Source organism: Synechococcus sp. MIT S9508, assembly GCF_047303045.1.
In the GTDB taxonomy this organism is placed as follows: Bacteria; Cyanobacteriota; Cyanobacteriia; order PCC-6307; family Cyanobiaceae; genus Synechococcus_C.
Genome location: NZ_CP138941.1, coordinates 539,771 through 559,497, shown reverse-complemented (window position 1 = coordinate 559,497; position 19,727 = coordinate 539,771). Strand labels below are relative to the sequence as shown.

Sequence of the window (19,727 nt, the reverse complement as noted above, 5' to 3'; positions counted from 1 at the left end):
GAATCACTCAGCTGATTTGGGATCGGCATTGGCTTCAGCACGTTCGACGGCTTCTCTGAGGCTGGGTGTCGTCAGCAGAACGTCAGTCGCCTGGCGAAGTTTCGAGCCCCAGAGTTGATTCTCCTGATGCCCTGGAAGCACGTAGTTGGGATCTTCAGCGAGCGCTTTGCGAGCCAGTTCAAGCGATTCAGCGTCGTCAGGATTCTGTTGATTGAGCGCAGCGGCCAGAGCCAGCATCGGCTCTGGGTTGCGTTTGATCGACAGCACGGAACGCCAGCGTTTGATGGCTTCGGGTGTGTTGCCCATTTCGAAAAGCACCAGAGCTTGATTATTCAGTGCTTCCCAGAAGCTGGGTTTGATGGTTGTGGCCTGTTCAAAAGCCTTCAGAGCTTGTCTCAGGTCCGACTGCATCACGCGGGCATTGCCGAGATCAAAGTAAGCACCTGCGTTTTTGGGGTCTAGTCGTAGACCCTCATCGAGAAGAGAGATGGCGTCATCAGGACGCTCGTCGCGCAGTGCAATCGATGCTTCTGCAAACCAGAGTCCGGCTTTCCCCGGTTTCAGTGCTTTGGCCTTGGCCAGTGAGCCGGCGGCCGCTTTGAGCTGATCGCTGCGCAGCTGTGCTTCAGCCAGAACCGACCACAGTCGTTCGTCATTTGGCTGGAGTCTGACCGCTAGTGCAGCAAGACTTGCTGCTTCCTCCGGTTGCCCCAGGCGCAGCAATTGTGCAGCGGTACGGCCGATGCCGACACCGGCTCCCTCCAGCTCCTGGGAGCTGGGTGTGTAGACGTATGGGGTCAGAGCCCTCGCTGGTGCAGCGTTGAGAGCACCAAGGGTCCCTGTCAGCATCGTGATCATCAGAGCCCGATGCCAGCTCCGTCCTCTACGAGCTTGAACTCCCATCGCTGATCCAAGAATCAGCTCACACTAGGGGGATTGTCAGGTCTCGCTGCAGCGGCATTGCGTCTCCACATCCAGGGTTTGATCCGGCGTAGCGCCGATCCCCGCAGCCGCTCGTCCCAGTCCTCGTCCGTCCAGCGTTGGATGTGCTCTGCCTGGAGGTCCAGCAACCAGGATCTCGGTTGCATATCAGGATCATCGCTGGATGGAATCGCGCCCTGATTGAAAGGGCAGACGTCCTGACAGATGTCACATCCAGCGACCCAGGGCCCCATGGCTTCGGCCATGGCAGCAGGCAGTTCTGGATTGCGGTTTTCAAGAGTGTGAAAAGCGATGCAGCGTCGTGCATCCACCACAAACGGTTCTGTAATCGCACTGGTTGGACAAGCTTCGATACAGGCGCGGCATTGACCGCACCGTGCTTTGGCTGGTTGATCGGCTTGGAGATGTTCTGTCGTAATCAGATGGCCGATCACCATCCATGAGCCCCTCCTGGGGTGGATCACGTTGCTGTGTTTGCCGATCCAGCCAAGCCCAGCCTCTTCCGCCCAGGCTTTGTCGAGAAGTGGCTCAGCATCCACGCAGACGCGCCAGCGACACTGAGGTCGAATGGTTTCCAGCCAGCGACCGACCCGTCGAAGTCGCTGATTCACAACCCTGTGATAATCCCTTCCCCAGGCGTAGCGGGCGACTGCTAAACGGTTGGGATGGCGCTCGGCATCGACGTGATAGTTCAAGCCCACCGCCAGGATGCTTTGCGCCCCCTCCAAAAGGCTTGCTGCTGAAAGGCGACGCGGTGCCGCCATCCAGTTCATGTCTGCTTGGTGGCCTGCTTCTAGCCAGCGCTGCAACGCTGCAGTCCGCATTTGCAAACGTTGGCTGCCTGGTAGTGAAGCGATGCCAACGGGGTCGAATCCCTCCTCCTCGGCCCTTTGTTTGAGGGCCAGGCTCAGCTCTGCAACGTTGAATGGAACATTCAAAAACCTGACCTTAAAGTTGGGCACCCTTTTGGCATCGTGCCGTGTCAGCTCCCTCCCAATACTCTTCTTTGCGTGCCGCGCCCTTGTTGCGTTGGTTGGGAATCACCTTGGTGCTTCTGCTCGCATTACAGATCGGAGTGGTGCTCAGTGCTGCCGAATGGAGTGATGGGGTTTTTCAACAGCTTTTGATCGAACGCCTTGTGAGCCAGGCTCCGATGGGTTTTGTCGGTTTGCTGTTGATGCTGATTGGGTCCCGTCTGGATCACCCGCAACAGCTCCGCACGCCGATTCGCTGGGTCGTTTGCATTATTTCCGCAGTTCTCGCCGTGGTCATGATCGCGGTGATTCCGCTTGGAATTACAGGGAATCAATCCCTGATGGGAGAGGCGGATCAGACCCTTGAGCAAAGGCGCAGTCAGCTCGAGATGGCCCGTCAACAGTCGGCGAATCCAGAGAACGTGAAGGTTCTTGGCGAGCAGTTGGCTCAGGCAGGTCAGCTTCCAGTTGATGCCACCGAGGAGGACAAAATTCAGGCTGCTGAGACGTTCATTGACAAACAGCTCTCACAGATGACTGAGCAGATTCAGCAGGCGGAACGCCAACGTGATCTCACGATGAACCAGCGTTTCTTCGGCGGCACCATCAGTGCTGTTGTGTTGGCAGTGGCGCTGGTCTTGCTCGCTCTCGGCGCTGTCCTCTGACCGCTGGTTAGGTTGGTGTGACTCGTTGGCTCCAGGCCCCAGGCGTTCCTTGGTTCAGTCCAATCCAAGACCTGACCTGCCGCTAAGCGCCAGGCTGCAGAATGATCTCAAGAACGATCTGATTGCGGGTCTTCTGGTGGTCATTCCGCTTGCCACCACCATTTGGCTTTCCACGATTGTCAGCAAATTTGTGCTGGCGTTCGTCACATCGATTCCTAAACAGTTCAATCCATTCATCAATCTCAATCCTCTGCTCCAGGATTTGATCAATCTGGCGCTTGGGCTGACGGTTCCCTTGATGGGAATCCTCTTAATTGGGTTGATGGCGAGAAACATCGTTGGTCGATGGCTGCTGGAATTCGGAGAAGGAACGCTGCAGCGCATCCCTCTCGCTGGTTCCGTTTACAAAACGCTCAAGCAGCTCCTGGAAACGTTTCTCCGCGATAACTCCCGCCGCTTTCGACGCGTCGTGCTTGTGGAGTACCCGCGCGAAGGTCTTTACAGCGTTGGTTTTGTCACAGGCCAGGTGGGGCCGTCTCTTCAGTCCGATCTCGGTCAGAACTTGCTGAGCGTGTTTATTCCTACGGCCCCTAATCCCACCACAGGTTGGTACACGCTTGTCCCTGAGGCCTCAGTCAGAGAACTCGATATTTCTGTAGAGGATGCGTTCAGAACCATCATTTCCGCTGGCATTGTGAATCCGGATGAACGCGAAGCACCGGTGAATCGCAGTTTTTCCAGTCTGATCGCTCAGCTCAGAGCATCTGTGGCACCCTCATCGTCCTGAGTCGTTCGAGACATCCCGCCGCTTTATGCAGACCCGAACCCTCTCCCGTGAGCTTGCACTGTTTGTGCTCGGTCAGTGCGCTGAACGAGAGCGTTCCTCAGCGGCGCAGGAGAATCTCGAGACACTGCTTCAGAAAGCACTCGACAGCTTGATGCAGCACTGGCGCGAGGTGCTTGATCATTGCGCTGGCGATCTGGAAAAAGCTCAGCAATCGCTGCTCGATAGTGAGTTGCAGGAGGGCAGTGACTCCACTGATCTGGCTTCTGTGCGGACCCATTTGCGCGACACGCTCACAGGGGCAGAACAAGTTCTCAATGGTCTGTCGGCCAGTCTTGAATTGCCGCGTCTTTTGGCGCTTGCTGATCAGGAACAGGTTCGTCAGGAAGCCATGCGCCGCATTCAGCTAGTCCTGAAGTCTCGTCAGGACATTGACGATCAACTCGACGGCGTCATGGAGGGTTGGAGACTCAGTCGGCTGCCTCGCATTGATCGCGACATCCTGCGCTTGGCTGTGGTTGATCTTCGTTCGATGAACACGCCGGCCTCCGTAGCCTGCAGTGAAGCCGTGGAGCTGGCCAATCGCTACAGCGATGAACAGGGCCGTCGCATGATCAATGGGGTTCTGCGGCGTCTTCAGAACGCCACCGCTTAGGCGCTGCTTTTATTCGAATGGTTTACGACTGGTTCAATCGAAGCGCCGAGGCTCCCCAGCCTTCTGAGCAGCCATCGAAGTCTGAGCAGACCCTCGATCCTGCAACTGCTCAGGACAATTCAAGACAGGCCGCACCGGCCGAAGAATCGCCGCAGTCAGAACCGGAGTCCGCTGGAGCTGAATCCGAGCGGGCCGTTGCTTCGGAAGAGGATGACCCACTTGAGTGGGCACGGCAGGCCTATGCCCGTCTGAAAGCCCAGAAGGAGCTTGAGAAGACCACGCAGTCCGTGGCGCCGCAATCGTCCGTGACGGATGAACCGCCTGTGGTGTCTTCTGAGCCACCTGCGCCTGACTCTGTGGTTTCAGCATCGGAATCCGATGCGCCACAGCCTTCCTCACAGCAACAGCCCCCTGCCCCTGGACTGTCTCTGCTTGAGCAGGCTGCGGCTCAGCGGCAGGAACGACAGCAGCAGTTGGAGCAGGCTCCAGCCCCTGTTGTTGCTGAGCAAGCCAAGCCCGCGCCTGTTCAGCCTCAGCAGACCGTTGATCAATCCGATGAGCCCAGTCTTGGCGAGTTCGACGAAACCTTCACCTGGTCAGCAGAGGTTCTTGCCGCTCAAGGTCTTCGCTCTGATGAGATCACTCTTGAAGAGATCGATTGGCTTGGGCGTCTGCGACAGGGCCTTGAGAAGACCCGTCAGGGCTTTGTCACAGGTCTGCTGGAAAACCTCGGCGATGACCCGCTCACTCCGGAGGTGCTTGATGACCTCGAGTCACTGCTTCTGCGCGCAGATGCTGGAGTTCAGGCCACAGACCAGGTGCTGGATGCTTTGCGACGGCGCATGAATGAGCAGGTGGTGGATCCCACCGAGGGCATCCGCTTCCTCAAGGAACAGTTGCGTGATCTGCTCGATCAGCCCACGCGCGACAGCGGCGTGAAGTTGCTGGCTCCTCAGCGTGATCAGCTCAATGTGTGGTTGATGGTCGGTGTGAACGGTGTGGGTAAAACCACCACTCTTGGCAAACTTGCCAACCTCGCGGTCCGTAGTGGTTACTCGGCGATGATCGCAGCGGCCGACACGTTCCGTGCCGCGGCCGTACAGCAGGTGCAGGTCTGGGGAGATCGCAGTGATGTGCCGGTGATTGCCAACCCTTCGTCCAACGCTGATCCAGCGGCAGTGGTGTTCGATGCCATTGGAGCCGCCCGATCCAAGGGCACGGATCTTGTGTTGGTCGACACGGCCGGTCGCCTGCAGACGAAACACAACCTGATGGAAGAACTGGAGAAGATTCGTCGCGTCGTGGATCGTCTGGCTCCTGAAGCTCATGTGGAATCCCTGCTTGTACTGGATGCCAGTCAGGGACAAAACGGTCTTAACCAGGCGATGGCCTTTGCCAAAACTGTTGGTCTCACCGGTGTGGTGATCACTAAGCTCGATGGAACGGCCAGAGGTGGAGTTGCTCTGGCGGTCGCTTCCGAGGCAGGGTTGCCGATCCGATTCATCGGAGCCGGTGAGGGAATTAGGGATCTGCGGCCGTTCAACAGTTTCGAGTTTGTTGAAGCACTGCTGGCAGGTCGCTGAAGGTTGTTCCCAAGGCGGAACTAAAGCCTTCAGCTTTCTCCGGTCAGAGTTGCTACCTTGCGGTTCCTGCCAGGGGTTGCCGTGAGCAGCAATCCATCACGGCGCCATCCGGCTTCTTCGCTTCGTTCGGGGCCTCCGTCACTGACGGCGACAACGTCGCTGCGTCAGTTGCTCGACAGTCTTTCCAAGGAACAGCGCGCCAATCAAGAGCTGCTTGTCTCGATTGGTTTTGCGCTGCGCAGTTTCACCAACCTCAATCGTTTCCTTGAGCTTGTGCCCGTGGTGGCTGCTCGTCTGGTGGGTGTCGATGGTGCATTGCTCATCCCGTATCAGGCTGACGGGCGTCTGTGGACTGACCAGTTGCAGATGCAGTCCGTGTTGCGGTCGGAGACCTTATTGCAGGCGGTGATCAACCATGAGCCTGGACGTTCGGCCGGGTTCGGTTCCGATGATGCCCTCGTGCTTGGCCTGGATCGACTGGTGCAAAGTCACCTCGGATCGGCTGGTGTGTTCGCAACGTCTCTGGTGGCCAGAGGTCGCCAGCGCGGACGTCTCTATGTGTTCAACACGTCTGGCTCGCTGGTCTGGAGTGATGCCCATCGTCGCAATGTGCAGCTGGTGGCTGATCTCACCGGTGTTGCGATCGAAAACGATCAGATGCTCCAGGAGGCCCGCCTGCATGAGCGAATGGATCGCCAGCTCAGCATCGGTGCTGAGATTCAGGCCCAGTTGCTGCCGGATCATTGTCCGGTGATTGAGGGGGTCGAACTGGCGGCCCGTTGCCGTCCGGCTTTTCAGGTGGGTGGTGATTACTACGACTTCATCCCCACCCGACCGGAGTTGATCGGTCGTCGTCGTGAGCGAGGTCGCTGGTCGCTGGTGATGGGCGATGTGATGGGTAAGGGCGTTCCAGCCGGTCTGCTGATGACGATGCTGCGCGGCATGTTGCGTGCGGAAGTGCTGAGCGGATTACCGCCGGACCGAATCCTTCATGACCTCAACCAGCTCGCGCTTGAGGATCTATCCCAGTCGCACCGTTTTGTGACGCTGTTCTATTCGGATTTTGATCCGCGAACGCGTCGGCTTCGCTTTGCCAATGCTGCGCACAATCCGCCTTTGATCTGGCGGGCTCAGCAACGCTGCATCAGTCGTTTGGATGCACCTGGTCTGTTGATCGGTCTGCAGCCTGAAGCGGAATACGGAAGTGGTTCCACGGTGCTCGAACCCGGTGATGTGCTGCTGTATTACACCGATGGCGTCACCGAAGCCCCTGGGTTGACGGGTGACCGCTTCGATGAGGCACGCCTGATCCGCAACCTCGAGACCGCCTGTCGTTCGGGTACGGGTTCGCAGGGAATCCTTGATCAGTTGTTCGGCCGTCTTGATCGCTTTGTGGGGCCGGATCGACAGCTCGAGGATGATGCCTCGATGGTGGTTCTCAAGGTTCGGGAAGGGTTGATGTTGCCATCGGTTCCACGGTCTCCGGCCTGACAAGCTGAAGGGATCTGTGTTGAGGGTGGCCCATGGCAGGTGGAGTGACGGGCGGAGGCTCCGCCACCTGGAGTGACCGGTTCGAACAGGGACTGCATCCGGCGATCGAACGCTTCAATGCCTCGATCGGCTTCGACATCCATCTCCTTCAGGAGGATCTGGATGGTTCTGTGGCCCATGCCCGCATGTTGGCTGAGTGCGGAGTCATTGAGTCGGTGGAGGCTGATCAGCTCTGCAGCGGTCTGGAACAGATCCGCGCAGAGGCGGCTGCCGGCAGCTTCAATCCCGGTCTCGACGATGAGGATGTGCATTTCGCTGTCGAGCGTCGGTTGATTGCACTGCTGGGGCCGGTAGGAAAAAAGCTGCATACCGGCCGCAGTCGCAACGATCAGGTGGGTACGGATCTGCGTCTGTGGCTTCGTCGTCGAATCGATGAGCTCGACCCGCAGGTGCGGCTGTTTCAGACCGCTCTGCTGCGTCAGGCGCTTGAGCACCGCAACACGCTGATTCCCGGTTACACCCACCTGCAGAGGGCGCAGCCCGTTTGTTTGGCGCACCACCTGCTTGCTTACGTGGAGATGCTCGAGCGGGATCGTCAACGGTTTCAGGATGTGCGCAAGCGGGTCAACTGCTCACCACTGGGTGCCGCAGCCTTGGCTGGAACGCCGGTGCCGATTGATCGTCGCAGCACTGCTGCAGCCCTTGAATTCGAGGGGATTTATGCCAACAGTCTTGATGCTGTGAGTGATCGCGATTTCGCTGTGGAGTTTTCAGCTGCAGCATCGTTGTTGATGGTGCACCTCAGCCGTCTGGCCGAGGAGGTGATCTTCTGGGCTTCGGAGGAATGCGGATTTGTGCGTCTGAGCGACCGTTGCGCCACTGGCAGCAGCCTGATGCCACAGAAGAAGAATCCTGATGTTCCTGAACTGGTCCGTGGCAAGTGTGGTCGGGTGTTTGGTCATCTGCAGGGGCTGCTGACCATGATCAAGGGGCTGCCGCTTGCGTACAACAAGGATTTTCAGGAAGACAAGGAAGCGCTGTTTGATGTGGTGAACACCATCGTCCAGTGCGTTGAGGCGATGACGATCCTGATCGAGGAAGGGCTGAGCTTTCGTCCTGATCGGCTGGAGGCTGCTGTTGGATCAGATTTCTCCAATGCCACCGATGTAGCCGACTATCTGGTGGCCCGACAGGTCCCTTTCCGCGAGGCCTATCAAATCGTTGGTTCCGTGGTGAAGCAATGTCTGAGCGATGGAGTGTTGCTGCGTGATCTGAGCCTTGAACGTTGGCAGCAGTTTCACCCCTCGATAGACGCAGACCTGTTTGATGCTCTCGCTCCCCGTCAGGTTGTCGCCGCTCGCCTAAGTGAAGGCGGTACTGGGTTTGAGCGGGTTGAGGAGCAGTTGGCGCTCTGGAGCGATCGGCTCGGATTAACGAATCACTGATCATTTCGCGAGACCGGGTCTACCCTTAGAGAGCCAGAGGTTGTTGGTCCTTCCATGGATCCTGAACTAATGGCTTGTCTGATCCGATTGGGTCCTTTCTCTTCAGGTCCAGCAGTCAAGTGAGCATTTTTGTCGGCAATCTGCCCTTCCGCGCTGAGCAGGAAGACGTGATCGAACTGTTTGCCGCTCATGGAGAGGTCACGAACTGTGCCCTTCCTCTTGAGCGTGACACCGGTCGCAAGCGTGGTTTCGCCTTTGTGGAGATGGTCGATGAAGCGGCGGAGGCCGCGGCGATCGAGGCTCTCCAGGGCGCTGAATTAATGGGTCGTCCCCTCCGCATCAACAAGGCTGAGCCCCGCGGTAGTGCACCTCGTCGTGGTGGCGGTGGTGGTGGCTACGGCGGCGGTGGTGGTGGCTACGGCGGCGGCGGTGGTGGCTACGGCGGCGGCGGTGGTGGCTACGGCGGCGGCGGTGGTGGCTACGGCGGCGGCGGTGGCGATCGTCGCTCCGGTGCCCGAGGCTGGGAAGATCGCAGCTATGGCGGCGGTTCGTCCGGTGGCGGTTACAGCGGTGGTGGAGCTGCTGGCGGTGGAGATCAGTCCGGTTCTCCTTACGGAGGTGGTGTGGAAGAGGGTCGACGCAGTCGTCGCCGTGGTGGTGCTTCCCCGAACGATGGTGGAAGCAGCTATGACGGCGGCGGTGATGGCGGTGGAGATGACTACGGCGGTTACGGCGGCGCCGAAGGTTGAGTCACCGATTCGTTCAGTTCAACGTTTAAAGCCCGGCATCTTTGAGTTGCCGGGCTGAATGTTCCAGCACGCTGAGATCTGTCCCTGTGCGCTGGGCTTGCTCACCAAGGTCACGTCGCCAGTGGCGGGCACCCGGAACCCCTTCAACCAGTTGCACTAAGTGGCGGCAGAGATCCCACAGACGGCCACCCCGTTGAAGGTGGCGTTCGGCATGGGGCATCAGGCCTGTGATCACGTCCGAGGCTTTCAAGGTCCGTGGAGCATCGCCATAGATCAGGGCATCCATCGCTGCCCAGCGCAGAGGATGGGCATAGGCGGCCCGGCCAACCATTGCGCCGTCGCAGTGATTCAGAGCAGATAGGCACTGCTCTGGGGTATCGAGTCCGCCGTTGAGCTCGATCATGAGCTCGGGCCTTCGTTGCTTGAGCGCGATCACACGCTCGTGCTGTAACGGAGGGATCGTGCGGTTCTGTTTGGGATCGAGGCCATCCAGCCAGGCTTTGCGCGCATGCACGCTGAAGCGGGTGGCACCGGCCGCGGCCACTTGATCCACGAAAGCAGTGAGCAGGGTGTCGCTATCCAGATCATCAATACCAACACGGTGTTTCACCGTCACCGGCAGGGCACTGGCGGTCACCATCGCTTCTACGCAGCGGGCGACGCGTTCGGGTTCTGCCATTAGGCAGGCTCCAAAATTGCCGGCCTGAACTCGAGGGCTTGGGCAGCCCACATTGAGGTTGATTTCGTCATAGCCCCAGTCCGCTGCCATGCGAGCGGCCTCGGCGAGCAGTGATGGCTGATCGCCGCCAACTTGCAGTGCGATCGGATGCTCCTCTACATCGAAGTCGAGTAGGCGTTCCCTTCGCTTGGTGTAGTGAAGTGCCTGGGCTACCACCATTTCGCTGTACAGCAATGCATGACAGCTGATTTGGCGCATCAGCTGGCGGAAATGCCGGTCTGTGCAGTCCAGCATTGGAGCGATGCTGAAGCGCCAGCAAGGTTCCCGATCGGTTCTGGTGAGGGAATCCATCCCTCCATGCTGCCTGGTTCTTGGTTCCGAGTTGTTTAGAACGGTTCAAGCAACGACGCGACATCTGTGATGCCCTCCAGCTTCGAAAAGTGGCTATTGAGCAGGCGCTCCATGCTGTTCGCCACGATTTCAGGCCTGGTTGGTGTTTTCCGGTCTCCGAAGCAGGTTGCCGCTGCCTCTGATGCATCGGATTCCAAGTGGGATCTCTCCGATCAGGAATGGAAGAAACGTTTGTCGTCGGATTCGTATCAGGTGCTTCGCAGGGAAGGCACCGAGCCCCCGTTCACCAGTGAGCTCAACAGCGAGAAGAGATCCGGTATTTATCACTGTGCGGGTTGCGATCTGTCGTTGTTCTCATCGCAGGCCAAGTTCGACAGTGGCACGGGTTGGCCAAGCTTCTGGCAGCCCCTGCCAGGTGCCATCGACACGAAAGTAGATTTCAAGTTGATTGTTCCGCGCACGGAATACCACTGCAGCCGCTGTGGCGGCCACCAGGGTCATGTGTTCAATGACGGTCCCAGGCCCACCGGCAAGCGCTACTGCAACAACGGAATCGCTCTGCGCTTCCAGGCCGCTTGATCTGATTGTGATCGGTGGTGGTCCTGCTGGTTACATGGCAGCGATCACTGCGGCTGAGCAGGGTTTGCGCGAGGTTGTGGTTCTGGAGGCCACGCCGGAGCCACTTCAGAAGGTGCGCATCAGTGGTGGTGGCCGCTGCAATGTCACGCACGCCTGCTGGGATCCCGCTGAACTGTCCAGCCATTACCCCCGTGGCAGTCGACCGTTGCGGGGTCCGTTCAGTCGTTTCGCCTGTGGTGATGCGGTCGCCTGGTTTGATGACCATGGCCTCACCCTTGTTGAGGAACCAGACGGACGCATGTTTCCGCAGCAGAACCGTTCGGAGGCGGTGATCCACTGCTTGCAGAACGCCGCGACTCGGGTGGGTGTGCAACTGCGGACCAAGGTGATGGTGCAGCGGGTTGAGGTGCAGAGGGATGGTGGTTTTGTGGTTGATGGGCGTGGGCTTGATCAGCCATTGAAGGCTCGCAATGTGATGTTGGCCACCGGTGGTCATCCCAGTGGTCGAAAGCTCGCGGAGTCCCTCGGTCATCACGTGGTGCCGCCTGTTCCTTCGTTGTTCAGCCTGTCGCTGCAGTCCAAAGCACTTTCCGCCTGCAGTGGCATTGCCATTGATGAGGTGAGCCTTGATCTGAAGCTCGGTGATCAGCGCTTCCGGCAAACAGGTCGGGTCCTGATCACTCATCGCGGACTCAGTGGTCCGGCAACGCTGCGACTCTCGGCTTTTGCCGCTCGGGCGCTTCACGACAGCCACTACAAGGGCGAACTGAAGGTGGACTGGAGTGGGGGCCTAGGCCGTCAGGGTGTGGAGCAGAGGCTGCGGCAGTGGCGGGTGGACATGGCACGTCGCACCTTGATTTCGGCCAAACCGTTTGAGCACTTACCGCGTCGCTTGTGGCAGGCTTTTCTGTCTGCTGTTGCTGTGGATGGTGAGCGCCGTTGGGCGGATCTGCCGTTGAAGGTTGAACGCCACCTAGTCGATATTCTCAGCGCTCAGCGCCTGCTTATTCAGGGCCGCGGCCCATTTGGTGAGGAGTTCGTCACTGCTGGTGGAGTGGCCCTCGGCGAAGTGAATCTGGCCACGATGGCAAGTCGTCGCTGTTCAGGGCTCTATGTCGCCGGTGAGCTGCTGGATGTGGATGGTGTCACCGGCGGATTCAACTTCCAGGCTTGCTGGAGTGGCGGCTGGCTGGCTGGCCAGGCCATCGCCGCTGCCGAATCCCAGCTGGTGGTTACTGAATCTGATCAAACACGGTGAACATCGGCAGATACATTGCCAGCAGGATCGAACCAACGATGCCACCCACCACTACGATCATTGCCGGCTCCAGCATTGAGGTGAGTGCTTTCACTGAGGCAGACACCTCGTCTTCATAGAAGTCGGCCACCTTGCTGAGCATCTGGTCCATTTCGCCAGTTTCTTCGCCGATCGAGAGCATGCTCAGAGCCATGTCGGGCAGCACTTTCTGACGTGTCAGAGCTGTGCTTAGCAGTACTCCTTCCTGAACCAGTGCTCTCGAGTCGAGGATCGCGTCGGAAATGATCGAATTCCCTGCCGTTTCACTGGAGATCTCTAGCGCCATCAGGATTGGGACGCCTGCTCGACTCAGTGAGCTGAAGATCCTGCAGAACTGTGCGGTTGCCGTTTTCATGATTAGGTCCCCGAACAGGGGCACTTTGAGCATCAAGCGATCCACCACACGCCGCCCCTTATCGGTCGCGTAATAACGGCTGAACAGCCATATAGCCACCAGAAGACCACCGGCAAACAGCAGAGCTGCGGATGAGCGCAGAAGCTCGCTCAGGTCCACCATTACCTGGGTGAACAGTGGTAGTTCCGCGCCCAGATCTTCGAAGATCCCCGCGAATGTTGGAATCAGGAAGATGGTCATCCCCAGAAACACCAGGATGGCGATCACCAGCACCGCCACGGGGTAACCGAGTGCACCCTTGATCTGGTTCTGCAGGCGGGCGTTGTCTTCAAGAAGCTTTGCCAGCCGTTTCAGTGATTCATCCAGGACCCCGCCGGCTTCACCGGCTTCCACCATGGCCACGGTGAGCTGGTCGAACACTTTGGGCCACTGACGCATCGCAGTGCCCAGCGCGGTGCCCTGGTTCACTTCCGTGCCGACTGCAGTGAGCGCTTTTTTGAACATCGGCAGCTTCTGCTGAGTGGTCATCAGATCGAGGCTGCGCACGATCGGCACCCCTGCATCCACCAGCACCGCCAGCTTGCTCGCCCAGACTGCTTTTTCCTTCACGCCTGGAGGTTTCTGGAAAGCTTCTCCCAGATCGATTGAGAGCAAGCTCCCGCCGGATGTTCCATCGGCTTTGGCAGAGGTTTCCTTTTTCCTGTTTCGCCCAGAACCGGTTTCACTGGTACGCAACTCGGTGGCTTTAATGCCTCTTCGCCTCAACTGACGCCTGGCCGTGGCCACATCGTTGGCTTTGACCGTGAGCGTTCTCTCCTGACCGGTCGCGGAGGTGTAGGTGGCAGTGAATGTGGCCATGGTGGGAGTGGACCTCTCAGCTGCCGACAAGCCGTTCAAGCTCAGCAGGTTTGCTGGCTTTCGCCAATGCTTCCTGTAGAGCGATGTCGCCATCACTTACAAGATCTGCCAGGGCTTTTTCCAGGGTCTGCATCCCCAGTTCGCCTCCGGTTTGAATCTGTGAATACAGCTGAGCGGTCTTGCCTTCGCGAATCAGGTTGGCGATGGCAGGCGTATTGATCATGATTTCCTGCGCCATTACTCGGCCGAACTGACCAGGCTCGGGATTGCTGCGACGACAAAGCGTCTGGGAGAAGACCGCCACCAGACTTCCGGACAGTTGCACGCGGATCTGGGTTTGCTGTGCGGGCGGGAACACATCCACCATGCGGTCCACGGTTTGGGCGGCAGAACTGGTGTGCAGAGTGCCGAAGACGAGGTGACCGGTTTCCGCGGCACTGATGGCCAGCTGAATGGTTTCCAGGTCGCGCATTTCACCCACCAGGATCACGTCCGGGTCTTCACGCAGGGCTGCTCTGAGTGCATTGCCAAAACTGCGGGTGTCTTCATTGAGCTGGCGCTGGTGCACCAGGCTTCGATCGCTTTTGTAAACGAATTCGATTGGGTCTTCGATCGTGAGGATGTGCTCGGCGCGGGTGTGATTGATGTCATCGAGCAGCGCCGCCAGGGTGGTCGTCTTGCCTGAGCCTGTTGGTCCGGTGACCAGCACCAGTCCTCGTGGTCGCTTGCTGGTTTCCACCACCACGGGTGGGAGGTTCAGCAATTCGATGCTTGGGATCGTGCTGCCCAGTGCTCTAAGGCAGGCCGCATAGCTGCCTTTCTGGCGACAAACATTCACCCGGAAACGCGCCACTCCTTTGAGTCCGTAGGCGCAGTCGAGTTCCCAAGTTTGCTCCAAAGTCTTGCGTTGGCTGTTGTTGAGCATCGAGAAGATCAAACGGTTGCAACTCTCCTCCTGCAGAGCCTCATCCCGCATCGCTCGTAGGTGTCCGCTGAAGCGTCCATAGGGGGGCTGGCCGCTGGCGATATGCAGGTCACTGCCTCCCTTCTCCACCAGTTCCTGCATGAGGTCCTCGATCATCAGCTCCATCGCTTGCTCCTCAGTGACGTGGGGTCAGGCAGTAAGGACATTCCAGCCAACCTTCCTGAAGTCCGCCACCACAGCCACCGCAGGTGAGCGTGCTCAGGGCTCTGGCCCGTCGCTCTGATTCCAGGCCGGAATCCGTGAGCACCATGCGGCCCACTTCTTCCAGGGTTGTGTGCCCCTCTCTCACCAGATCGAGGCTGTAACCCAGAAGTGTTTTCATGCCTCCCTCAAGAGCCAGCTGGCGCACCATGTCGGTGGTGGCGCCCTTGGCCACGGTGGTCGCCAGCGCTTCGTTCATGCGCAGCACTTCGTAGACCCCGACTCGCCCTTTGTAACCACTGCCCTGACACATGGGGCAAGGCTCGGCCTGGCCTTCATGGTGGTTGGCACGGAAGAAACTGACGTCCGCCTCGTTGCTTGCCATCAGCCCGAAGCGACCTAGTTCTTCGGGATCCGGCCGGTAGGCAACACGGCATTGGGGACAGACCCGCCGAAGTAGACGCTGGGACACGATCCCGATCAGTGAGGCGCTGACCATGAAAGGCTCCACACCCATCTCGTCGAGTCTGGCGATGGCGCTAGGGGCGTCATTGCAGTGGAGCGTGGTCAGCACCAGGTGACCAGTGAGAGCAGCTTCGATGGCTGTTTTCGCTGTTTCCAGATCGCGTGTTTCGCCGACCAGCAGCACGTCTGGGTCCTGGCGCATGAAGGCTCTCAGTGCCTGACTGAAATCAAAGCCTTTTTCCCGGTTCACCTGGCATTGGGTAATACCTGGTAGGGCGAATTCGATCGGATCCTCAACTGTGGAGATGTTGATCCCCGGTTCATTGCGTTCGGCCAGCAGGGAATACAGCGTGGTGGACTTGCCCGATCCAGTCGGCCCTGTCACCAGGATCATCCCGAAGGGTTTGGACCCCAGGGTGCGCACGAGCTGAAGTGCTTCAGCATTGGTAATCAGCTTGTCGAGCCCCAGCTGCGTGGCGGAGCTGTCCAGCAGCCGCAGCACGATCTTTTCCCCGTAGCGGCTCGGCAGGCTGTTCACGCGGAAATCCACCGTGCGGTTCTGGAACCTTCGCCGGATGCGACCGTCCTGTGGGACGCGCCGTTCGGCGATGTCCAGGTCCGCCATGATCTTGAACCTGGAGGTCACGGCCGGCACCAGTCGGCTCGGAAGGGTTTCGATCTGGCTCTGCAGCACTCCGTCCTGACGGAAGCGCAGTTGAAGTCCGGCTTGCTGAGGCTCCACATGGATGTCGCTTGCATCCAGTTCAAGGGCCTGCATCAGGATGCGATCTACCAGATCGATCACGGGGGAGCGTTCTGCATCGTTGAGGCCGGATTCAAGATCCTGCGGTCCTGTGGAGTCCTCAGCTTTTTCATCTGGATCGGCTTCCAGAATCCCGTCGACGGTGAAATCCTTTAGGTAAGACGTGGCTGTTTCCGCCACGCTTTCGCTGTCTGAACCTTCCGGAGCCGAGGTCTGGGTGTTGGTTGCGACGGCGGCGTTGGATCGCTGCGATGTTTCTGTGATCGCTGGTTCTTGCGCCGGAACTTCATCCTTAATCCCTACGCTCTTGCTGAGCAGCTCCGTCAGGCGTTCGGCAAGTGCAGAGTGGCGAACAGGATCAAACCCCTTCGCTTTCAGTTCCTGGAGCAGTGAGGGTTCATCGGTGCTGACGAGCTCGCCTGGGATGTTTCGCTGCAACAGAAGTTCCAGTTCCAGATGCCGGCGGTCGTAGCTCACGGATCAAAGTCGCAGAAAGGTGCGGGCTTCCCCCGCTTGTGGGAGGACTGCCTCACCTATCAACATGTCTAGACGTGAATTCGCAACCGGTCAGCATGAGTGGCGATGCTTCCACCCCAGCGCAGGATCCGTCATCGGCTGGTTCCGACGGCCAGCAACCTGCCGTGACGCCAAATGAAACTCTGGACACGACACCAGTCGTGGACGAGTCAGCGTCGACTGAAGGGACAGCCGAATCGGAGTCAGGGACTCAGTCCGTTGACAACGACGCCCGTCTTGAGCAGCTCGAGAAGGAGCACTCCGCGCTCAGAGAAGAGCATGAGGTGTTGCGCGGTCAGTACGTACGCATTGCTGCGGACTTCGACAACTTCCGCAAGCGTCAGAGTCGCGACCAGGACGATCTCAAGCTGCAGCTCATCTGCAGCACCCTCACTGAAATCCTTCCCGTTGTGGACAATTTCGAGCGTGCTCGTCAGCAGCTCGATCCTCAGACGGAAGAAGCGCAGGGGCTTCACCGCAGCTATCAGGGGCTCTACAAACAGCTGGTTGAGGTGCTCAAACAGCTGGGTGTTGCTCCGATGCGAGTGGTTGGCCAGGAGTTTGATCCAACCCTGCACGAGGCGGTGTTGCGTGAGCCCAGTGAGGAGCATCCAGAGGATGTGGTGATTGAGGAGCTGCAGCGTGGTTATCACCTCGATGGCCGCGTCCTGCGTCACGCCATGGTCAAGGTGTCGATGGGGCCTGGTCCACAACAAGCTGCCGGCAGCGAGACGTCCACTTCTGATGCTGAGGTCGCCTCTGAAGGGGAGGTTTCGGGAGATGCCAACAGTTGATCAGACCTCTGCTTTTACTGTGATTTTCAGGACGTCCAGCTGATGGCCGATTACTACGAGCTACTCGGTGTCAGCAGGGATGCTGATGCCGACACCCTCAAACGGGCCTATCGGCGACTGGCTCGCCAATATCACCCCGACATCAACAAAGACCCTGGCGCAGAGGATCGATTCAAAGAGATCGGACGTGCCTACGAGGTTCTCAGTGACCCCCAGACCCGTGGTCGCTACGACCAATTCGGTGAGGCGGGGCTCGGTGGCGCTGCTGGCATGCCCGACATGGGCGACATGGGTGGATTTGCCGATATTTTTGAAACCTTCTTCAGCGGGTTCGGTGGAGCCGCCGGTGGTGGTCGTCAGCAACGCCGTCGCGGACCTCAGCAGGGAGATGACCTGCGCTATGACCTCACGATCGACTTTGAGCAGGGGGTGTTCGGACAGGAGCGGGAGATTCGCGTTCCTCACTTGGAAACCTGCAGCACCTGCAGCGGTAGCGGTGCCAAGAGCGGCAGTGGCCCCACCACCTGCTCGACCTGTGGAGGTGTTGGCCAGGTGCGCCGGGCAACCAGGACCCCTTTCGGCAGTTTCACCCAAGTGGCGGAATGTCCCAGCTGCAATGGCAGTGGTCAGGTGATTGCTGATCCCTGCAATGCCTGTGGCGGACAGGGTGTCACTCAGGTGCGCAAGAAGTTGCGGATCAATATTCCTGCTGGTGTTGACACCGGTACTCGTCTCAGGGTGACCGGTGAGGGCAATGCTGGCTTACGGGGTGGCCCCTCTGGCGACTTGTACGTGTTCCTGACTGTTAAATCCCATCCGTCGTTGCAGAGGGATGGATTGACGGTCCACTCCGAAGTGAAGGTGAGCTATCTCCAGGCGATTCTCGGTGACACCATCGAAGTGGACACAGTGGACGGGCCAACCAGCCTCGAGATTCCTGCTGGAACGCAACCCAATGCCGTTCTCACCCTTGACAACAAGGGCATTCCCAAGCTGGGCAACCCTGTGGCTCGCGGCAATCAACGCATCACGGTCAATGTGAAGCTGCCAACTCGTCTCAACACTGAAGAGAAGGGACTGCTCGAAGAGCTGGCCGGTCATCACTCCGCCAGGGGAGAGCAGCACCATCACCACAAGAGTGGCCTGTTTGCTCGTCTGTTCGGACAGCGTTGACCATGACGGAACGTCTCCCCGATCGTCAGCTCGATCTCTGTGGGACGCCCTGTCCGCTCAATTTCATTCGCTGTCGGCTCACTCTTGAGAGCATGACTGCTGGTCAGTGCCTTCAGGTGGATCTCGATCCTGGTGAGCCAGAAGAGATGGTGGTTCCGGGACTGCGCCGTGATGGCCATCAGGTCCATGTGGAGCGTCTCTCGGATGTTCAGGTGCGACTGAAGGTGATTTGTGCCGGTGATTAGCCATGAGCTGCATCCGGGCATGGTCGTTGCACTGCAGGCCAACTATCTCGAGGTGGAGCTTGAGGCCCCACCTGTCGATGTTCCTCCCCGTTTGCTCTGCACGCGTCGCACCCGACTGAACCATCGTGGTGCTGCGGTCCATGTGGGTGATCGTGTGCGTGTGGAAGCCATTGACTGTGATCACGCCAGGGCTGTGGTGGCGGAAGTGGAACCTCGGAGCAGTTTTCTGGTTCGTCCTCCCGTGGCCAATGCCTCATGCATCCTGGTGGCGGTCGCCGTTGAGCAACCTGCTTTTGATGCCGATCAGGTCAGCAGGTTCTTGCTCACGGCTGAGAAGACCGGATTGCAGGTGTTGCTCGTGCTGACCAAGTGCGATCTGCTGGATGCCGATGCCTTGTCAAAACTGCGCAAACGTTTGCAGGGATGGGGGTATGAACCGATTCTTGTGTCCACTCGTTCTGGAATGGGCCTGGAAGAACTGCGCGCCCACTTAGCCACTGTTCCGATCTCGGTGCTTTGCGGCCCCTCGGGTGTGGGTAAGAGTTCGTTGCTGAATGGTCTCCTGCCTGGACTGGCGTTACGGGTGGGTGCGGTGTCAGGTCGTCTGCAGAGGGGGCGTCACACCACGCGTCATGTGGAATTGCATGCGTTCTCTCCTGGCTCCAGGGTTGCTGACACTCCAGGGTTCAACCGTCCGGAATTACCGGATGATGTTTCCAATCTGGAAGTGCTGTTCCCAGAACTGCGTGTCCAGCTTGATCAACATCCCTGTCGTTTCCGTGACTGCCTGCACCGGGATGAACCGGGTTGTGGTGTGACTCGCGACTGGGAGCGCTATCCCATGTATCGCAAAGCTGTGGAGCAGCTTCTTGAGATCAGCCGCCCATTCCGGGCAGGTTGAGATCGAGCCCGCCGGTGAGCTCCTGCATTCGCTCCTTCATGGTTCCAGTGGAGCGTTCGTAGGCCGATTGAAGTGCGTCGAGTGTGGCCGCTTCAGCGGCTTCTTGCCCTTCATTCAGCAGGCTGGGATCCAACTTCACACGTAGGGGCTGCTGGTTGCCGGAGAGCCAGATGCAGGCTCGGCCGTCTTCGCTGCTGCCTTCGATCTCCATGGCATCTAGCTCTTCTTGCAGTTTCTGAGCGTCTTGCTGGATCTGCTGTGCCTTACGGAAGGCTTCGGTGAGCTGTCCAAAATTGGGAAGTCCGAACCCGGCCATGGCATCGCTGAAGGAACCGAA

20 protein-coding genes are annotated in these 19,727 nt (G+C 58.8%); 13 read left to right on the top strand and 7 right to left on the bottom strand.

Annotated elements, in window-relative coordinates:
- Positions 1-3: 3 nt before the first annotated feature.
- Both SIB42_RS02855 and queG read right to left on the bottom strand, forming a co-directional pair.
- Positions 4-858: a tetratricopeptide repeat protein gene (locus SIB42_RS02855; RefSeq protein ID WP_369818423.1), complete on the bottom strand. Its 855-nt coding sequence runs from the start codon at positions 856-858 to the stop codon at positions 4-6.
- A gap of 59 nt (positions 859-917) precedes the next feature.
- The gene (gene queG / locus SIB42_RS02850) at positions 918-1,880 is read right to left on the bottom strand and encodes a tRNA epoxyqueuosine(34) reductase QueG (protein WP_067093439.1); all 963 of its coding nucleotides are present in this window, start codon (positions 1,878-1,880) and stop codon (positions 918-920) included.
- 41 nt (positions 1,881-1,921) lie between these two features.
- On the opposite strand from queG, the gene SIB42_RS02845 reads away from it, so the two are divergent.
- The 7 genes from SIB42_RS02845 to SIB42_RS02815 all read left to right on the top strand — a co-directional run bounded on the left by SIB42_RS02845 (position 1,922) and on the right by SIB42_RS02815 (position 9,288).
- Positions 1,922-2,581, top strand: a complete 660-nt coding sequence (locus SIB42_RS02845) for an HpsJ family protein (protein ID WP_067093437.1) — start codon at positions 1,922-1,924, stop codon at positions 2,579-2,581.
- 49 nt (positions 2,582-2,630) lie between these two features.
- Complete coding sequence (locus SIB42_RS02840; RefSeq protein WP_067093790.1) at positions 2,631-3,368, top strand: DUF502 domain-containing protein; 738 nt, start codon at positions 2,631-2,633, stop codon at positions 3,366-3,368.
- 25 nt (positions 3,369-3,393) lie between these two features.
- Complete coding sequence (gene nusB, locus SIB42_RS02835) at positions 3,394-4,020, top strand: transcription antitermination factor NusB (protein ID WP_067093435.1); 627 nt, start codon at positions 3,394-3,396, stop codon at positions 4,018-4,020.
- A 17-nt stretch (positions 4,021-4,037) separates the two neighbouring features.
- Entirely contained in the window at positions 4,038-5,603 is a 1,566-nt protein-coding gene (gene ftsY / locus SIB42_RS02830; protein WP_067093433.1) for a signal recognition particle-docking protein FtsY, read from the top strand.
- An 81-nt stretch (positions 5,604-5,684) separates the two neighbouring features.
- On the top strand, positions 5,685-7,094 hold the full coding sequence (locus SIB42_RS02825) for a PP2C family protein-serine/threonine phosphatase (protein WP_067093787.1): 1,410 nt from the start codon (positions 5,685-5,687) through the stop codon (positions 7,092-7,094).
- A gap of 32 nt (positions 7,095-7,126) precedes the next feature.
- Positions 7,127-8,539 (top strand): argininosuccinate lyase, encoded by a 1,413-nt coding sequence (gene argH, locus SIB42_RS02820; protein ID WP_067093431.1) that lies wholly within the window; start codon positions 7,127-7,129, stop codon positions 8,537-8,539.
- 119 nt (positions 8,540-8,658) lie between these two features.
- Positions 8,659-9,288 carry an RNA recognition motif domain-containing protein gene (locus SIB42_RS02815; protein ID WP_413328358.1) on the top strand — a complete coding sequence of 210 codons (630 nt, stop codon included), beginning with the start codon at positions 8,659-8,661 and terminating at the stop codon, positions 9,286-9,288.
- Between the two features lie 25 nt (positions 9,289-9,313).
- Here SIB42_RS02815 and dusA read toward each other — a convergent pair whose 3' ends face one another.
- A complete protein-coding gene (gene dusA, locus SIB42_RS02810; RefSeq protein WP_067093430.1) occupies positions 9,314-10,318 on the bottom strand; it encodes a tRNA dihydrouridine(20/20a) synthase DusA in 1,005 nt (334 codons plus the stop codon).
- Between the two features lie 69 nt (positions 10,319-10,387).
- Between dusA and msrB the strand changes: the two genes are divergently transcribed.
- Both msrB and SIB42_RS02800 read left to right on the top strand, forming a co-directional pair.
- A complete protein-coding gene (msrB, locus tag SIB42_RS02805; RefSeq protein WP_067093428.1) occupies positions 10,388-10,897 on the top strand; it encodes a peptide-methionine (R)-S-oxide reductase MsrB in 510 nt (169 codons plus the stop codon).
- Positions 10,827-12,155, top strand: coding sequence for an NAD(P)/FAD-dependent oxidoreductase (locus SIB42_RS02800; RefSeq protein WP_067093427.1), 1,329 nt, complete (start codon positions 10,827-10,829; stop codon positions 12,153-12,155). Before msrB ends, SIB42_RS02800 begins: the two co-directional genes overlap by 71 nt.
- Here the strand turns inward: SIB42_RS02800 and SIB42_RS02795 are convergent.
- Genes SIB42_RS02795 through SIB42_RS02785 form a run of 3 tightly spaced genes read right to left on the bottom strand, consistent with a single transcriptional unit; the run spans position 12,130 to position 16,238 of the window.
- Entirely contained in the window at positions 12,130-13,407 is a 1,278-nt protein-coding gene (locus tag SIB42_RS02795) for a type II secretion system F family protein (RefSeq protein ID WP_067093426.1), read from the bottom strand. The genes SIB42_RS02800 and SIB42_RS02795 overlap by 26 nt on opposite strands.
- Positions 13,408-13,423: 16 nt before the next feature.
- Complete coding sequence (locus tag SIB42_RS02790) at positions 13,424-14,497, bottom strand: type IV pilus twitching motility protein PilT (protein ID WP_413328354.1); 1,074 nt, start codon at positions 14,495-14,497, stop codon at positions 13,424-13,426.
- A gap of 10 nt (positions 14,498-14,507) precedes the next feature.
- Entirely contained in the window at positions 14,508-16,238 is a 1,731-nt protein-coding gene (locus SIB42_RS02785) for a GspE/PulE family protein (RefSeq protein WP_067093424.1), read from the bottom strand.
- 95 nt (positions 16,239-16,333) lie between these two features.
- Between SIB42_RS02785 and grpE the strand changes: the two genes are divergently transcribed.
- From grpE to rsgA, 4 genes are read left to right on the top strand one after another with little or no spacing between them, the layout of a single operon-like run.
- The gene (gene grpE, locus SIB42_RS02780; protein WP_067093423.1) at positions 16,334-17,071 is read left to right on the top strand and encodes a nucleotide exchange factor GrpE; all 738 of its coding nucleotides are present in this window, start codon (positions 16,334-16,336) and stop codon (positions 17,069-17,071) included.
- A gap of 42 nt (positions 17,072-17,113) precedes the next feature.
- Entirely contained in the window at positions 17,114-18,244 is a 1,131-nt protein-coding gene (gene dnaJ / locus SIB42_RS02775; RefSeq protein WP_067093422.1) for a molecular chaperone DnaJ, read from the top strand.
- A 2-nt stretch (positions 18,245-18,246) separates the two neighbouring features.
- Positions 18,247-18,489, top strand: coding sequence for a sulfurtransferase TusA family protein (locus tag SIB42_RS02770; protein ID WP_067093421.1), 243 nt, complete (start codon positions 18,247-18,249; stop codon positions 18,487-18,489).
- Positions 18,490-18,508: 19 nt separating this feature from the next.
- The gene (gene rsgA / locus SIB42_RS02765) at positions 18,509-19,390 is read left to right on the top strand and encodes a ribosome small subunit-dependent GTPase A (protein WP_067093780.1); all 882 of its coding nucleotides are present in this window, start codon (positions 18,509-18,511) and stop codon (positions 19,388-19,390) included.
- Here rsgA and SIB42_RS02760 read toward each other — a convergent pair.
- On the bottom strand, positions 19,365-19,706 hold the full coding sequence (locus SIB42_RS02760; RefSeq protein ID WP_067093420.1) for a YbaB/EbfC family nucleoid-associated protein: 342 nt from the start codon (positions 19,704-19,706) through the stop codon (positions 19,365-19,367). The genes rsgA and SIB42_RS02760 overlap by 26 nt on opposite strands.
- Between the last annotated feature and the right edge of the window lie 21 nt (positions 19,707-19,727).

Bases quoted from the DNA above. Each gene is read 5' to 3' on its own strand.
- SIB42_RS02855 (WP_369818423.1), bottom strand. From the start codon at position 858: ATGATCACGATGCTGACAGGGACCCTTGGTGCTCTCAACGCTGCACCA.
- nusB (WP_067093435.1), top strand. From the start codon at position 3,394: ATGCAGACCCGAACCCTCTCCCGTGAGCTTGCACTGTTTGTGCTCGGT.
- ftsY (WP_067093433.1), top strand. From the start codon at position 4,038: ATGGTTTACGACTGGTTCAATCGAAGCGCCGAGGCTCCCCAGCCTTCT.
- argH (WP_067093431.1), top strand. From the start codon at position 7,127: ATGGCAGGTGGAGTGACGGGCGGAGGCTCCGCCACCTGGAGTGACCGG.
- dusA (WP_067093430.1), bottom strand. From the start codon at position 10,318: ATGGATTCCCTCACCAGAACCGATCGGGAACCTTGCTGGCGCTTCAGC.
- msrB (WP_067093428.1), top strand. From the start codon at position 10,388: ATGCCCTCCAGCTTCGAAAAGTGGCTATTGAGCAGGCGCTCCATGCTG.
- SIB42_RS02800 (WP_067093427.1), top strand. From the start codon at position 10,827: ATGACGGTCCCAGGCCCACCGGCAAGCGCTACTGCAACAACGGAATCG.
- SIB42_RS02795 (WP_067093426.1), bottom strand. From the start codon at position 13,407: ATGGCCACATTCACTGCCACCTACACCTCCGCGACCGGTCAGGAGAGA.
- SIB42_RS02790 (WP_413328354.1), bottom strand. From the start codon at position 14,497: ATGGAGCTGATGATCGAGGACCTCATGCAGGAACTGGTGGAGAAGGGA.
- grpE (WP_067093423.1), top strand. From the start codon at position 16,334: ATGAGTGGCGATGCTTCCACCCCAGCGCAGGATCCGTCATCGGCTGGT.
- dnaJ (WP_067093422.1), top strand. From the start codon at position 17,114: ATGGCCGATTACTACGAGCTACTCGGTGTCAGCAGGGATGCTGATGCC.
- SIB42_RS02770 (WP_067093421.1), top strand. From the start codon at position 18,247: ATGACGGAACGTCTCCCCGATCGTCAGCTCGATCTCTGTGGGACGCCC.
- rsgA (WP_067093780.1), top strand. From the start codon at position 18,509: ATGGTCGTTGCACTGCAGGCCAACTATCTCGAGGTGGAGCTTGAGGCC.
- SIB42_RS02760 (WP_067093420.1), bottom strand. From the start codon at position 19,706: ATGGCCGGGTTCGGACTTCCCAATTTTGGACAGCTCACCGAAGCCTTC.